This is a genomic window from Endozoicomonas sp., assembly GCF_051008435.1.
Taxonomy (GTDB): Bacteria; Pseudomonadota; Gammaproteobacteria; order Pseudomonadales; family Endozoicomonadaceae; genus Endozoicomonas_A.
Window position 1 is genome coordinate 1 of sequence record NZ_JBPCXO010000202.1, and the last position, 15,615, is coordinate 15,615.

Genomic DNA, 15,615 nt, shown 5'->3' on the forward strand with positions numbered 1-15,615 from the left:
TCTGAGACTCGGCCAGACAGACGAAAGACGCGAAAAGCAAAACGTGAAAAATCAGGCTTTTAATGGCTCTATCCTTTGCTGTTCTCGGGATCAAAGTCAGTAAGGATAGACAAAAGAAAATGACGGGGATTTCCCATAGGTTGGAGGGCTGCACTGGGCAAAAAGTCGCCGCGAAGCGGCCTACCTTGATGAAATGGACTTCAACACCACGACCGGTCAGTGCCTGAACAATCTGCCGTAAGTCATCAAGGTTTCTGGCAAGCCTGTCCATGCTATGGACATAAACAACGTCATCAGAGCGAGCAAAGGACATAAGCTCTTCCAACTGGAGGCGTTGGGCATTTTTGCCGGACGCCTGATCAGTAAAAGTGCGATCCAGATCGATACCTTCCAGCTGTCTTTCTGGATTCTGGTCATATGCACTGACTCTGATATAACCAATCCGCTGACCTTTCATTGCATTTTCCTCAAAGTGTCAGGTTAGGTTCTTTGACCCTGAACATTATCTGTAAAGAATTATATTCTCAAACCCTAAATAGGCACCTTGATCTGTATCAGACTGACGTCAGGTTAAGGTATACCCAAATATGACAAAAAATACGATCAAAGTAAGAGAACAACGGCTACGAATGAACTATTTTCACTCTTCATTTCGCATAATATAAGGATACTGAAAATGATAAAGTTACAAGTAGCACTTCTCACCTTTCTGAGTGTGATTGCAGCTTCTGGAGAAGCCAATCAACAAGCTGACCAGCAAACAATAGTATTCACCAATAGCTCTGTTTTTGTGGATGATCTGGAGATTATCCAGCCAAATGGAGGACATATTGAAACCGATATTTCTGGAGCAACAGTTTTAAGCCCTAATCGCACTGGGTGGATAAATTTTCGCCTAACTATTCATGAAGATGATAACAGCACTGTTATTCTTCCATCAGGCCAAAGCATCCCTGTATCAGACCTCTATTCCTTAACCCGCAATCAAGCATGGTTTTGGATGCATTGTGAGGGAGCCGGTTGCCCTGAAGGTGGAGATATAGGCCAGGTATTTTTTTCTCATACCCGCAAAGGTGATGAGGTACGCGAAAGACACTTTATTGCCAATCAACTGAATTTCAGTTCACACAGTCACCCGTCAGAAGAGAGCCTTCCGCTTTCTGTTATTTATATTTCGGTTCCTCATTTAGGCAAGGAGGGTCAAGATTTTTTACAAGATTGTGATAGTGAATACATATGTAGTGACTCTACAGGATTAAGTGATGATGCCCATGACATGCAGTACAAAAAGAAGGGAGCTGGTTTTCAAGCAGGCGAATTGCCATTATTTAATCAAATAGATAGAGTCGCGCAACTGCTATCCATCTCATCACCAGGTAGTGGATTCGATGGATTGCCGGTGATCAGATCACAACGAGCATCATTTGATAACTTACTCCCTTCCTACAGCAAAAGGGACTATATGGAGCAGGTTATTCATCACAGAGATCGAGTAATCCAGATTAATATGCTCTTCCTGCCCATTACCTCACCTGTGCCAGAAGGCGCTTCGCCAATAACACTCCTTCAACCAATGCAGGTGATAATGAACTGGCTTCCCGGGGAACTGCGCAACGCTAATGAGATATACGCTGTTCATTCAGGACTTTTCCGTGCCGCTGGTTTAAAAGCAACATCATTTCAAAACTTTCATTCTATTTTTATAACAGAGAATGGAGAGTTAAAAACGCAGAAACTGTTGGACTTTTGGGAGCAAAATCTTGGGGATATGTTAGCGGAAAAGCTAAAGCCTGTTTTGACTCAAATGAGATTGCAACAACCCGATCATGTAGTTAATGCTTTTCATCAGCTAGTTACAACGAAAGATATGAAAAAGGTGGAAGAAGTCGTTGTTCATTCGAGAGAATCTCATGTTCATCGTATACTGCACAACACCCACCAAGCAAGTCATGGTGGAGGGCTCGCTGATCTCGTTTCCGAAAAAACGCCAGAACTTTTTGGCACTAAAGATGGAAAGGACTTGGGAATTTTAGGTGTTGCTGTTAGCGGACCAGATGGAGGTATGTCCGTGGTCAAGAAAGACAAAGAAAGCGCCTCTAAAGTAAAAGGCTCTGTAGCAATAATCCATACTCTGGGAAGTTCTGGTGATGTTGCGATAGAACGAAGAGGAACTTATCAAAAGGACGGGAAGGAAGTGACTGCATTTGAAGACATGGCAGCACAAACCCGTGAGCATAGCCACAAAAAACCTAAAGACGATGACGAGCCTGGAGGTTTTTCATTAGGTTTTGGTGTGTCGAAATAATCTTGTCCTAGATTCGAACAGGAGGTCTGGAGCTTAGAGTAACTTTTCGTTCCATTGGGCTTCAGACCCCTATTAAAAGCAAGAAGCGCCAGCCCATTTGAAGAGAAAGTGAGAGGACTGCTCACGGTGCTGGACAGTCATTACTCAAAACTGTTGGAACATGCACTGTCTCACTACAGAGCAGTGTTACTTTTTGCCTTACTGGTGTTTTTCAGCCTGCCCTTACTGTTTCAGGTAATCTCCACCAGCTTTGCTCCGGATGAAGACCAGGGCTCTTTTCTGTTTATGGCCAGTGGCCCGAAAAACGTCAACCTCGACTATGTGGACACCTACATGCAGGAATACAGTCGCAGGGTCAGAGATATTGACGGCATTAATTCAATCCTCACTATTTCAGGGGTTCCGGCAAGCTATCAGGGCTTTGGGTTTATTATGGAAAAACCCTGGGATGAACGCGGTAAAAAGCAAAGCATGGACGCACTGATTGCCGAGGTAAAAGCCAAAACAGCCGATGTTCCGGGCATGACGCTTTCAGTATTTCCCATGCCAGCTCTGCCAGGCCCTGGTGGCGGTTACCCGCTACAAATGAGTATTAAAAGTAACAGTGATTATTTGAGCATTTATCAGTTAGCTCTACAGATTAAGGAAGCAATGGATAAGAGTGGGAAATTCTTCCTGACAGAGTTGGATCTGACCTACGATGCCGGAAAAATCATCACCAAGGTTGATCATGACAAGGCCGGCTCCTATGGCATTTCCATGCAGGAGATTGCCGACACCCTTTCAACCTTGCTGGCCGACGACAACATCAACTACATCAATGTTGACGGCAGAAGCTACAAGGTTATCCCACAAACTGAACGACAGCATCGACTGACCCCGGAAATGTTAAGCGGCTACTATGTGCGAACGAACGATGCCGCGTCTGGTAAAAACAGGGAGGTACCGCTTTCCAACCTGATCACCTACAAAGTGGTAGGCGACACCCCTTCCCTCAAACAGATGGATCAGGCCAATGCCATTACAATAGGTGCAGTCCCACTGCCCAGTGTCCCTATTGGTGACGCCATCAAGATTGCTGAATCGGCCGCAAACTCAATATTGCCAAAAGGTTTCATTTACGACTTTCAGGGAGAGTCCCGGCAATTTATCTATGAAGGGTCTTCTTTATACTTCTCATTCGCCCTGGCACTGATCATCGTCTTTCTGGTGCTCAGCATGCAATTCGAAAGCTTTCGGGATCCTTTGGTAATTATGTTTTCTGTACCACTGGCGCTCTCAGGCGCACTCACTGTCATGGCCTGGGGGGCAGCCACCATGAACATTTACACCCAGGTAGGCCTGCTAACCCTGATGGGATTGATTACCAAGCATGGAATACTGATCTGTGAAGTGGCCAAAGTGAGACAGATAACCCTTAACGAAGATAAAAGAGAGGCTGTATTCCAAGCCGCAAGAATTCGCCTCCGCCCTATTCCATGACCACACTGGCCATGATGGCAGGGGTTGTACCTTTGATCACCGCGAGCGGTGCAGGTGCTGTATCACGAATGAATATTGGAGTGGTGATCTTTGCAGGCCTTGGTTTGGGGACCCTGTTCACCCTGTTCGTGCTCCCGACGGTTTATACCATCCTTGGTGCAGAACATAAGCCAGTCAGAGAGTATCAAGAGCCTAACCCGGATATTTCATAAACGTGCTCCCGGTCTCGATTGCCCTTTGCCGCTCTAAGAAAGTTTGGCTCGGTCGACCGTACTCCCCGGTACGGCGCTCCCTCGCAAAATTCCTTAGAGCGACAAAGTTCTGCGTGAGACTCGGGGCAGTTTATGAAATATCCGGGCTAAGAAGATTCAACCGAGATAAATCCACACTTTATTGCCGTTTGAGCCAATTAATACTATTATTTGACTCATATGATGAGCCGAATAGGCTCAGTATTTGGCTCATTTTTGTACGGAAGCATACAAATGACCGATTATTCATCGAATAAGTGGATCTGGCAAAATAGTGACTGGCCTGAATTCTACTGGCAAGAAGAAGCTGTTTTCCCTCTGCTCAGAAATGTTCGTTTCAGCCTGGGAATATTATTAGGCAAAGCCAGTACCACTCAGGGAGAAAAAGAAGAGGCTTCTGCGCTCAATACGCTTCTGGAAAACATCATAACCTCTTCAGCTATCGAAGGTGAGCGTCTTAATGCTCAGTCCGTTCGATCCTCATTAGCCAAAAGGTTAAATCTGGAAGGTACTGAGGATGCGGCCTACCCCACTTCAGAGAGGACTGAAGGTCTGGCAGAAATGATGCTGGATGCCACCAGCAATCTGGATACCCCTCTCAGCCTGAATCGCCTTTATCAATGGCACCACTGGCTGTTTCCAAATACTGAGTTCTCTCTTAATACGGTGCAAGCAGGTCAATTAAGAGGAGAGGAACCCATGCAGGTGGTATCTGGGCGCATTGATCGTCCGACGGTTCATTTTGAAGCACCGCCCAGAAACCTATTGCAACCTGAATTGTCGCAATTCTTTAACTGGTTCAATGACAGTAAAAACGACCCAAAATGCGACCCATTGCTTCGTGCTGCAATCAGTCATTTCTGGTTTGTAACACTGCATCCCTTTGATGATGGTAATGGACGATTAACCCGGGCTATCACCGACCTTGCTCTGGCGCAGGCCGATGCCCAGAGTATCCGGTTATATACCATGTCACGCGTGATCCTGGAAAACAGGAAGGCGTATTACCATATATTGGAAAAGTCTCAGCGCGGGGATATGGACATTACCCATTGGCTGCTCTGGTTTTTACAAATGCTCGAAGAGACCATCCAGGTATCTTTGACAAAAATAGATCGAACACTGCAGAAAACACGATTCTGGCAACAGTTTCATGGTGCAGGACTCTCGGATGAACAGGTTAAAGTACTCAACCGATTACTGGACGGCGGTCAAAATGGTTTTGAGTCAGGTATCAGTGCGTCCCAATATCAAAAGGTGGCCAAAGTCAGCAAGGCAACGGCTACCCGACACCTGTCCGACTTATTAAACAAAGGTTGCATTGAAAAACTTCCAGGGGGTGGGCGAAGCACCCGGTATCAGGTGATTAGCAAGTAAATCAATTCGGCTGCTGAGCATACTGAACTGTGCGATTATCAGGAACAATAACCCTCTTGCCAAAAGGTACCTTTTAAGGTCTATAATTAAGTACCTTAAAAGGTACAATATAAGGATACTTTTATGCGAATGGATCAAATAAAGCCGGTCAGCTATTTGAAGAAAAACACCTCGGCGGTGATCAACGAGGTTCGAGAGAACCGCCAACCTATGGTTATAACCCAAAATGGTGAAGCCAGCGCAGTCATTCTTGATGCGGACAGTTACCAGCAACAACAAGAACTGCTGGCACTGCTAAAAATTCTGGCTACCGGTCAACAACAAGTTGAACAGGGCGACACCTCTTCAGCTGATGACTTTTTCAACAAGCTGAAACAACAGATAGAGTCAGGCGAGTTATAGCCTATGGAAAAGCCAAAGCAGGAGTCTGGTCACCCATTATATTCTGTTCACCTCACCCGATGGGCACAACAAGACTTACAAGATATCAGCAAATTTCTACTTAACAGAATCGGAAATCCTGGCCAAGTCCTTGCATGGCTGGATGACTTGCACAGTACCATAAGAACACTAAAGACTATGCCAGATCGAGGGCACTGGGTCCCAGAAATGCTTGCTGCAGGCATGAAAACCCACCGAGAGTTATCACACCCTCCCTATCGAATTATTTATCAGATTCAAGCTAAAGCAGTGTTTATATTTACAGTCATTGACAGCCGCAGAGATTTGCAAAGCTTGCTAAAGAAACGACTACTGGAATGGCACTGATAGACAATTCACAGCCCAAAACCTTTTAAACAGTTAGCGTGCCTATCTGATTTGTTAGCAGCACCCTGCAATATTCAACATAAAGAAGTGTCTAACAGTCAAACCTTCGATACTAGCCAATTGGACCGAGATGGAATATGGATATCAGGCAGGCTGTAACCCCCCCCTTCACAACAAGGAAATCAAAACCTTGCTAATGCAGGCTCTAGCACTGCTCGCAGATGCTTTGATCGTATCGTCCACTGCTTACGTTCACAGTCTTGCATTCGCCACCAGGAAGCATCGGAATCTGGCCCAAATACTGTTACCCCTTCGCAGGTTGACCCCATTGAAGTCTCACCTCATTTACTCATTCCGAAGTTACCTTTGTATTTAGATATGACCCAAACGGTTATTTCATATCCCAATGAAGACACGGAGGAAGTTGAACACTACGCTCTTCAAATTCATGGCCGGACATTTACAAGAATTGATGGCAACCAAAAAGATGAAGAACTGTCAGCTTTATTGCTGGAAAGACCAGAATCCATAGAGCTCTGTGTTCAAACGAATTCAGGCCTCATTCAATTTACTCCCGACGAAGCACTCCAAACCCGATTGCGTCTATTAATCAATGAAGGTCTGGATGGTCGTATCCCCATGCGATTCTCAACCAAAACCTGGTCAGTTCCTAAGCCCGGATGCCTGGAGATGGCAAGATTTCTGAAGTATGGCTATACAGCCAGCCCCCATAAGATTTATGAAAAACAACCATGGAACCGATCAGAATCGTTGACTGAAAATCAGATGGTCTACCTGTTTGACGCTGACGAAAAATTTGTACACGCCTATATCCACTTAAAGGAAGGACTGTGTGTCAGCAAATTCGGTCAGGGGAATGCCTACTTCCATAATATTGACCAGGCTAAGGAGTACTATGAGAAAGCCACGGGAAAGGCTCTCTCTGAATGGTTACCGGTTCCTGTGGTTTTTATGCGGCCAAAGGCCTCATCCTCCCCCCCCTTCTAGTATGATTATGTTAAATATTTTTCGCGACCACTGTCATTGAATAACTATTTAATATATGTCTAATGTCGGATATTATCATGTGGAGTCTTAAATCACCGTCATAAGCCCTTAGTCAGTATAAAAAACGCTTTTGTTAAGTGATCTAACTCAGTATAAATGGCACAATTTAGTCACATAATTTCTAGATTAAGCTTTCAATGTTACTACTCTGAGACTGTCGCCAGTTCAGCTTTCATTCCGCTTTTAGAGTCTAGGGCGGTAGCGTGTTTGCGATTAAATTAGACCATACCAACGAGCCATGTGCTTATGAAGCTCCGACAACTATTAGCGCCACTATCCAGGTCATCGGCCGAAGCAGTGAGAACGCTTGGTAATTCCACAGGGAATCCTGTTAAAGATTACCTGTATATCAAAACCCCCATTGAGACCGATTTTCAGCGATACGTTGAAAGCTCAAACTCCCCGGAAACCATCATTTTCTTATGTGGTTCCAGTGGTGATGGAAAGTCAGAAATTCTGACCAAATTTTATGACCAATACGAACAGGAGTTTCGATTCCATCTGGATGCCACCCATAGCTTTCAGCCAGATATGAACGCGATTCAGACTCTGGATAATCAGTTTTCTCTCCATAAGTCGGAAGGCAAACCCATCATTGTCGGCATTAATGTTGGTATGCTCGGAAACTACGCTGAAGAAGGTACAGAAGAACATCTAGATATTATTCAGTCCATAAAAGCGTTTCTGAACGATGATAAAGACAGCCTGTACCCTCATCATATCTTCCTTAATTTTGAAGACTACCCGAAATTCAGGCCTGAAGAAGATGGTGTTACTGCTGATTTTATCGAGAAGCTGCTGGTTAAGCTGACTCAACCTACGGATAAAAATGATTTTTATCAGGCCTGGCTCAAAGAGAAAGATCATTACCCAGAGACACTGCATGCCAACTATGAAATGTTGCAGATGCCGGAAGTGCAAAAAGTTATTGTTCAGAGCCTGCTAAAAGTACGCCTTAAATATGATCAGTTCCTCACAGCACGAACGCTGCTTGATTTTATCTACTCAGCCCTGACCGGACCCGGTTATCTTTTCGATAATATTTTCACCAATACAGCGACAGAGCTAACCAGCGCACTGGTCCATTTTGACCCTTGCACCATTCGCTCCAAAGATATCGACATTTTTCTGATCCAGAGGTCAATGAAGGTCAAGGACGATGAATTTAACTGCTTTAAAGATGATATCCGGCATTTGATCAATGAGGACAATATGGATATTGGCTCCTGGATACGCTGCTTCTATTTGCTTCAGGAAAAGCCCCTAGGTAATAACTACCACCATCAGTTCAGATCAAGCTTTGCCCAGGAGCTTTATCAAAAATACATAGAAATATGGCGGTTGCATGATCAGTTTGATATTAAAGATAAGAATCACCAAAATACATTGCGGAACTTCTACCTGAAAGATTTGCTGGAAGCTATTTTCCGCTTTGCCAACCGTCTTGCTCCTGAGCTTAGACAAAAACAGTGGTATTTGGCTGATTACAATGGATACTGCCTGTCTACCCGTGCAGTCATCAAAGATAATCTGAAAGCCCTGCCACATAACCGCTCCAAGCGATTGGGGCACTTCAATGCTATGTTGATGCTGGACGAAAAACCTCTAGAGCAACCGCTGCAAATCAGTTCCAACTTCCTGGAACTGATTATGAAAATCAACAGTGGCTACCGTCCGAACAAGCACGATAAAAACAACATTGTGATTCTGGAAGAGTTTATTGATTACATTACCGGCCTACTCAGAGCTACAAATAAGATTAAAATCCATACTTCCGAAGAGCATTGGTATCTATCAAAAGATGAAGATTACATCACCGTAGAGGAGGATTACTAATGAGTATTGCTAGTCGTTTAGTAGCCCTCGGTGAGATTGACCAAAGCAATATTGGTGATAACAACCTGAGCAACTATCTGCCCATTCGCAGTAAGAAAAACGTCCTCAATTACGACACCGTAGCGGGCAATGTTCTGGGCTTGTTGCTTGGTAAAAAGCTTCATGAATTTGATCAGACTGAATTCGAGGAAACCTGTCTGGATGAGCTATCCAGCAAACTCTCTGATGCAAGCATTCTGGAACACTTCAAAAGCATTTACTTCCATAATAATGCCCTGCTGAAAGTATCACCTGAATTTTTGTTACTCGGTCGTCAGGGCGCTGAAACCAAAGCCAGTGGACATCTTAGTGAAATTTTTCGCAATTTTCTGGCTCAGCAAGATCACCGCTGTGAGATTAAATCCAAAGCGAACTTTATCGAGCAAATCTTCTGGAAAGTTATGCAGAGGAATCTGAAGCCAGTCAAACAGGAAGCTTCCAAGGTAGAACCTTACCTGCCTTACGTTGCTGATTTGTTCGCCAAGGATATTCAGTTTCTGTGCAGTAAGTCCGAGTACTTGTTAAGTCATCTGGAAAGCTTTCTGGAGCTTTACAACTTTATTTACTGCTCTCAATTGGCGTTGAACATTAAGAACTTTAAGTTTGAAGTTCCACAAAATCGTCCGCTCTACTTTATTCTCGATACTGAAAAAGCCAGCCAGGAGCGCACACATATTCAGGATGATGGGTATCAGCACCTGTTCTCGTCATTTGGTACGGTCTTCCCTACCCTTTCGATGCTGGAAAACATCAACAAAGCGGGAAAAGAAGGTAAGAAAGGCAAAGTAGTTCCCCTGTGGCAATACACTCAGGCTTTGGAGTCTACAGATGTTACTGCTGAAGAGACCGCTGCAGCCATTCAACGCTTTGCCAATAACTTTCAGGAAAAAAGAAAAATTAAAGCTCGGGGTGCCGTCGATTTAACACCAAGAGTCCAGCTAAATCAGCTATTCCAGTATGCACTCGACCAGTTTGAGATCAAAAGGTACGACGCTGATGCCAGCCGACATGAGATCAGGGACGCTTACCAGAAACAGTTTGTTGAGCATATCGGCAAGCATTTTATCCAGAGTAGGGGTCGATCAGGGCGTGTACTGGTCATCAACCAAGACTTCCTACTTCTGCTGACCAATATTGCAATTGGCGACAATCGGCAGCTTCGCTTCCAGGAACTGCTTCAGGAATTCCGTCAGCGAGGTGTATATTTTGATAAACAATCCGAACAAACTCTGGTCGCTTTTTATGAGCGTGTGGGCAATGTAGACCGTATGAGTGATAGTGGAGATGCCGTCTATGTACGCAGTACAATTTGAACATTTTGCTGTAGAGCGTATTAAAGGCTGGCTCGACCAGAACGTTCAGGCCGGAGAGAAGTACCAGCTTCGCTCCACTAACCTGAATAATACCCAGCGGATATACGATGAAATCTGCAAATGTACCCAGTCATTCCTCTACAAGAGCCCAGAATACAAGGGCACAGATTACAAGGGCACAGAACTTCACTATTTTATGGTGAGCGGGATAAAAATCATCTTTGCCGCACACTTTGACGAGCAGGAAGCACCTGATCATTCTTTCAATGAAAACTACATTTCTCACTTAAGAGACTGCGTATCTGAAAAAACCGGGAAATTTGAAAATACAGCACTCTTTTTTATCCATAACAGCACATTAGATACGCTGGTCAAAAACGCCATTGATCTGGCTCATGGCGATATGCCATGGTCCGCACAAAGCATTGAGAAGCAGTTAGCAGAACTAATAGATGGTCAGCCACAGAACAATGCGGTTTTGGGTCATCTTCTGAAGATTAAAGCTGAACAGCTTAAAGAAGATGGCGGAAGTATGTTTGGCTTTATCCAGCTGTACGCTGCTATGACCTCCGGTGGCACGCCAGACCTGACTGAACTGGGTTTTCTACCCGATAAAGGTCTTTGGGAACTGAGTAAGCCTGCTCAAATAGAAAACCGCCTGAAAGACAACAAAGAGTTCCACGACAAGCTGGAACGAACCCTACAAAACCATCCAGAAGAAATCCATGATCGGATTCCTGAACTGGGTGAAGAGTTTATTAAAGATCATTTCTCCGATACATCCAACGATGAGTGGCGCACCCAGTTGGATATGGGCGATGTGATTACTGAGCGGCAAAAGCAGAAAGAAAACATCGTCAGCTTTTCCTCTGCCAGCTCAGAAGGTGCCAAGCTTACAGGCCCTCGAACAAAATCCGAGAAAGGTGCTGGCAAACGGGAAAGCCATATTATTCTTGAAGTCCCAAAAGGGAGCGAAACCTTTGACTTACGGCTGACTTTCGATGGTAACGATCTGAAAAAAGAACAGCTACAGCTGATTAATAACACAGAGCTGCGTAGGCTGAAAAATAGCCTTATCAAGGTTGCGGGTTCCGTTCAACGCCATGTTACAGTAAATGCGCCTTTTGATGGCTCTCCTACCTTCTTCACCCTGAAGGTAAAACGAACCAACAATAATGAGTGCTTCACCTTTCAGGTTCTGGTACTAGAAAAAGATAATTTCCATCTACCAGCCATTGAAAACAAATTTTTGGTCAAACCCAATCAAAGTGGCTTGATTCTGCAGACTGAAGATATGAGTCTGGAGCTGGCAGAGCAATCGGGCCCAGAGTTTGTACTGTCTGAAAATGATGAAGTTGTTGATGCCGGCGCATATAGCACTCTGAATTACCAGCAGGTCTACGAAGAATCTGAAGTTGTCTCCTTTAATGTTCAAAACAATGGACATTTGGTGAAATTCACCATTGAGGGGGAAGCCAGCCCGGTAACCCTGACATTGCCGATTCTGTTAGACACCGACCGTTTCAATGAACTGTTTAAAGACGATCGCTACGGACAGTTTATCAACGCCAAGGGCAAGGTCGTTATCGACCATAAGGAATCCAAGGTTCCGGGTATCCGATTACCCCTATTACGCCAGGAAGAAGAGTTCCTAACTGAGGGATTGATCTCTATTGGTCCTGATGCCGTAAAAGTAGAGCAGTTGGAGATCATTGCCCCTGAGTTATATGCCGTCTGGACAGCACTTTCCGACTATTTGAAAGAAAGAAAATCTCTACTATCTCTGGAATTCTGGGGAGACAAACTGACAGAACTGGTTAGAAACTATGTGCAAACATCGCTGAATTATCTCAATGCCATCCCAATGGAAAGCACCCTAAGCGATGACAACCGCATTGTTCTTGCGATGGGTATGGCAGAGTTTGAAGGTAAAAAATATCTCTCTCCTTACCACCCATTAATCCTGAGCTATTACCTGCAACTGGTCGATGAGATTCAGGCTGACAGCCAGCACAAATCTTTCCGTAATCTTCCGCCAGTCACTCTGGAAAGATTGAACCCCAAAGGTCTGCTGCCCTATGTCTACAGCAAAGGCAACCAGTTTAGTTATACCCAGAAAGTAAAAGAGAATCCTCTCTGGCTTGAAATTGTTCCCCAGCAGGAAACCAGCTACAGCTATGTCAGCACTCTGGTAAAGGAAAAGTCTGAAGAGTTTATCAAAACCTTCAGTGAGCTGTTCAAGCAGGTGGATGACGCGCCACTGATTATCAACTCCGTAAACAATAGCGATAACCGTGAAGTGTTTATGGGGCTGCTGGCCTATTTCAAAAAGAACCTGGCTGAATGTCATCCGGTTCACGTTAACCTGTATGACGATCAGTTCTGTGAAACAGAGTTCGATATCTTCGCAGAGATGAGTTCCCACGAAGAAATAAAACAGCGATATTCTCTGGATAAAGGTTCAGCCCGGGAACAATCAGAATATATTACCGACCTGCTCCGCACAAAACTGTCGTTTTCAAAGTTCAAACACAAAGATGTAGCTGAGCAGAACTACGCCCATCTGAGCTTCTTTAAGAACAACCAGAAGGTGACCACCTTCGAAAGCGATATCGACAAATTTACTTCCGGTATAGCTTGTCATGGGTTACTGAGTGGCGAAGCCTCTGTCTGTGAAAATAAAACCTTCCAGACAGCCTACGGCCTCAACAAAATCGATACTGATGGTCAACACCATCTGGAAATGTCTCGTCTTTATGGCCGGTTGCTTAAGCCATGCGTAGAGCCTAATCAGCAATACCACGCTCATTCCTCTATTGGTATCGCCGTCAGCGATTCCTTCAAGGAGCAGCTGGAACGTTCCTACGATAGTTCCATCTGGGCCACGATTATTGATCCTAAAGTGACCCTGGACTTTTTCCAGCAGGAACAAGACCTGATTCTGATTCACTATTCAGATCAGTACACCAACTCTGCTGGCTACGATGCAATTACCGTTACCCGTCAGTCCAAGTTGTATAAAAAAATGCTGAGTCAGCAGGGCGATCAGCTGATTGAAGAGTTTAATGCCTTCAATGGTGAGTGGCTGCTGAAAATGGTCACTGATCCGGAAAAAGAGAAGAAAGGTAAACTGGGCGTTGTTGCCAGCTGGAAGCTGGTGAGTGCCATGCTGTCACAGTCTGATCTTACCTGGATTCCGATTTCTATCGCTGAAATGGTCAGGGTGTCTGGCAATATCGGTCTGAAGATGGATAAACATGATTTTGCTGTTTTCCATAACAAAGATGGCTATAGCGGCAAGATGTCTGACGATATTCTGTTTGCAGGCTTTAAAGATAATAAGCTCACCCTTCTGCCCGTCGAGGTAAAAGCCGGCGAACATGGCAGCACCTCTCTGGAAAAAGCCAGAGAACAGGCTGACAAACTGCGAGCTTATCTAGTTGAACGTATTCTGGGGCCAAAAACTCTCGAAGGTCGTATCTACCGCAGCCTGTTTATCCGCCAAGTGCTGATGCAGATTGAAAAGTATCAACTCTATGAAGTGTTTGAGACTGATTATTTCAAGAAATTCCTGAATGATCGCGAGCAATGGCTGACGGGTGACTATGAGCTGGGAACCATTGAAGACTTCCCTGAAAAGATGGTTGTGGCACACCTGACCAGCCCAACCACCTTTCATACTAAGGAAACCTTCGAAGATGGCTTGTTGCAGCTGGAGATTCCTGATTATCAGGATCATTTAATCAGCACGCCCTATCAGAAACTGCTGCCCTGGGTACTTGAGCAAAATGTTCTTAGTATTTCTGAGCAATGGTTCCTTGGGCAAAATACCAAGGTCTCCCCTATTCCAGCCGCTAAAGCAGATGATTCAGTAACGACCATCGAACCAGATGAAGAAGCTGAAACTGTCACGGTAGAGCCTACCAAGACGACTGAAGCTGAAAACAAACCAGCAGTCATCGTCACAACGGAAACAGAAGCAAAATCGGGTAGAGTTCTGTTTGGCCGAGAGGAAATGACTCATCAACCCATTTACTGGGAGTTTAACCATGAGAAATTGCCAAACCGTCACTTGCTGATATTTGGTCGTTCCGGTCAGGGTAAAACGTACTGCATTCAGGGTATTCTGCAGGAACTAGCGAAAGCTGAGTGCAACTCCATGGTGGTGGATTACACCAATGGCTTTTTGCCGGATCATCTTGAGCCAGAGTTTCAGGCAGCTGTTAATCCGAAAACCCACTTGGTGGCGCACTCTCCACTGGCGATCAATCCATTCAGAAAGCAAAAGCAGCTGATTGCTGGAACTGAACTGGAAGATAAACCTCATGTAGTGGCAGGACGAGTTGCCTCAGTATTCAACTCTGTTTACTCCACCATCGGTGAGCAACAGTTGGCAACACTGAACAATGTGATTGAGAGCGGCGTTCAATGCTTTGGTGAAGACTACACCTTCCAGCAGTTGCTGACTCACCTGACAGAGGAGAGCAAAGTCGGTGAAGCTCTAGCAAACAAACTGTCCACAATGGTGAAAAGCAACCTGTTTGATACCCGTGCTGAAGGTGGCTGGGATGCTATTTATAACAGCACAGACTGTCATTCTCATATGATTCAACTGGCCAGTATTCCAAACGATGTTCAGCGACTGGCAACAGAATTTGTTCTCTGGGACCTGTATGCCCATGCATGCAGCACAGGCAACAAGCATAATCCTCTGCCAGTCGTTCTGGACGAGGTGCAGAACCTGAATCATCGACTGGATAGCCCTCTGGGCAAAATGCTGACTGAAGGCCGTAAATATGGTCTGTCTCTGATTCTTGCAACCCAGACCCTCAGCAACCTCTCCAAAGATGAGCAGGATCGCTTATTCCAGGCGGCTCATAAGCTGTTCTTTGCTCCAGCGGAAACAGAGATCAAGAAATATGCTGAGATTTTGGAAGTGACGGTTCAGGGTTCCAAGCGACAGCATTGGATTGAGCAGTTGAGCAAGCTTAAGAAAGGGCAGTGTCTGTCGGTTGGACAGCACTTGAATCAATACGGTGAGTTAGAACTCAGCGTGAAAAAAATTAATATTAGTAGCTTGGGAGAGCGGTAATATACTGCTCTTTGAATAACTGTAATAATTCGTCATGAAAAGTAATTATCGAAATTTTACGACACCATGACAAATAACACTTTT

General features: G+C 44.9%; 11 protein-coding genes. 10 read left to right on the top strand and 1 reads right to left on the bottom strand.

What is annotated here, in order from left to right; genetic code table 11:
* A partial coding sequence (locus tag ACR2PX_RS10135) for a recombinase family protein (protein WP_433999240.1) occupies window positions 1-457 on the bottom strand: 457 nt, incomplete at its 3' end.
* A gap of 219 nt (window positions 458-676) precedes the next feature.
* Here ACR2PX_RS10135 and ACR2PX_RS10140 point away from each other — a divergent pair.
* The 10 genes from ACR2PX_RS10140 to dptH all read left to right on the top strand — a co-directional run bounded on the left by ACR2PX_RS10140 (window position 677) and on the right by dptH (window position 15,531).
* The gene (locus ACR2PX_RS10140; protein WP_433999241.1) at window positions 677-2,305 is read left to right on the top strand and encodes a hypothetical protein; all 1,629 of its coding nucleotides are present in this window, start codon (window positions 677-679) and stop codon (window positions 2,303-2,305) included.
* A 54-nt stretch (window positions 2,306-2,359) separates the two neighbouring features.
* Window positions 2,360-3,787: an efflux RND transporter permease subunit gene (locus ACR2PX_RS10145; RefSeq protein ID WP_433999242.1), complete on the top strand. Its 1,428-nt coding sequence runs from the start codon at window positions 2,360-2,362 to the stop codon at window positions 3,785-3,787.
* The gene (locus ACR2PX_RS10150) at window positions 3,784-3,999 is read left to right on the top strand and encodes an efflux RND transporter permease subunit (RefSeq protein WP_433999243.1); all 216 of its coding nucleotides are present in this window, start codon (window positions 3,784-3,786) and stop codon (window positions 3,997-3,999) included. The genes ACR2PX_RS10145 and ACR2PX_RS10150 overlap by 4 nt, the downstream gene beginning before the upstream one ends.
* Before the next feature lie 273 nt (window positions 4,000-4,272).
* Entirely contained in the window at window positions 4,273-5,415 is a 1,143-nt protein-coding gene (locus ACR2PX_RS10155) for a Fic family protein (protein WP_433999244.1), read from the top strand.
* A 129-nt stretch (window positions 5,416-5,544) separates the two neighbouring features.
* Window positions 5,545-5,817: a type II toxin-antitoxin system Phd/YefM family antitoxin gene (locus tag ACR2PX_RS10160; RefSeq protein WP_433999245.1), complete on the top strand. Its 273-nt coding sequence runs from the start codon at window positions 5,545-5,547 to the stop codon at window positions 5,815-5,817.
* A 3-nt stretch (window positions 5,818-5,820) separates the two neighbouring features.
* Window positions 5,821-6,183, top strand: coding sequence for a type II toxin-antitoxin system RelE/ParE family toxin (locus ACR2PX_RS10165; protein ID WP_433999246.1), 363 nt, complete (start codon window positions 5,821-5,823; stop codon window positions 6,181-6,183).
* 378 nt (window positions 6,184-6,561) lie between these two features.
* Window positions 6,562-7,191, top strand: a complete 630-nt coding sequence (locus ACR2PX_RS10170) for a hypothetical protein (RefSeq protein WP_433999247.1) — start codon at window positions 6,562-6,564, stop codon at window positions 7,189-7,191.
* A gap of 306 nt (window positions 7,192-7,497) precedes the next feature.
* On the top strand, window positions 7,498-9,087 hold the full coding sequence (gene dptF, locus ACR2PX_RS10175; RefSeq protein WP_433999248.1) for a DNA phosphorothioation-dependent restriction protein DptF: 1,590 nt from the start codon (window positions 7,498-7,500) through the stop codon (window positions 9,085-9,087).
* Window positions 9,087-10,439, top strand: coding sequence for a DNA phosphorothioation-dependent restriction protein DptG (dptG, locus tag ACR2PX_RS10180; RefSeq protein WP_433999249.1), 1,353 nt, complete (start codon window positions 9,087-9,089; stop codon window positions 10,437-10,439). Before dptF ends, dptG begins: the two co-directional genes overlap by 1 nt.
* On the top strand, window positions 10,420-15,531 hold the full coding sequence (gene dptH, locus ACR2PX_RS10185; protein ID WP_433999250.1) for a DNA phosphorothioation-dependent restriction protein DptH: 5,112 nt from the start codon (window positions 10,420-10,422) through the stop codon (window positions 15,529-15,531). Before dptG ends, dptH begins: the two co-directional genes overlap by 20 nt.
* Window positions 15,532-15,615: the final 84 nt, after the last annotated feature.

Bases quoted from the DNA above. Each gene is read 5' to 3' on its own strand.
- ACR2PX_RS10165 (WP_433999246.1), top strand. From the start codon at position 5,821: ATGGAAAAGCCAAAGCAGGAGTCTGGTCACCCATTATATTCTGTTCAC.
- ACR2PX_RS10140 (WP_433999241.1), top strand. From the start codon at position 677: ATGATAAAGTTACAAGTAGCACTTCTCACCTTTCTGAGTGTGATTGCA.
- dptH (WP_433999250.1), top strand. From the start codon at position 10,420: ATGTACGCAGTACAATTTGAACATTTTGCTGTAGAGCGTATTAAAGGC.
- ACR2PX_RS10155 (WP_433999244.1), top strand. From the start codon at position 4,273: ATGACCGATTATTCATCGAATAAGTGGATCTGGCAAAATAGTGACTGG.
- dptG (WP_433999249.1), top strand. From the start codon at position 9,087: ATGAGTATTGCTAGTCGTTTAGTAGCCCTCGGTGAGATTGACCAAAGC.
- ACR2PX_RS10150 (WP_433999243.1), top strand. From the start codon at position 3,784: ATGACCACACTGGCCATGATGGCAGGGGTTGTACCTTTGATCACCGCG.
- ACR2PX_RS10170 (WP_433999247.1), top strand. From the start codon at position 6,562: ATGACCCAAACGGTTATTTCATATCCCAATGAAGACACGGAGGAAGTT.
- ACR2PX_RS10160 (WP_433999245.1), top strand. From the start codon at position 5,545: ATGGATCAAATAAAGCCGGTCAGCTATTTGAAGAAAAACACCTCGGCG.
- dptF (WP_433999248.1), top strand. From the start codon at position 7,498: ATGAAGCTCCGACAACTATTAGCGCCACTATCCAGGTCATCGGCCGAA.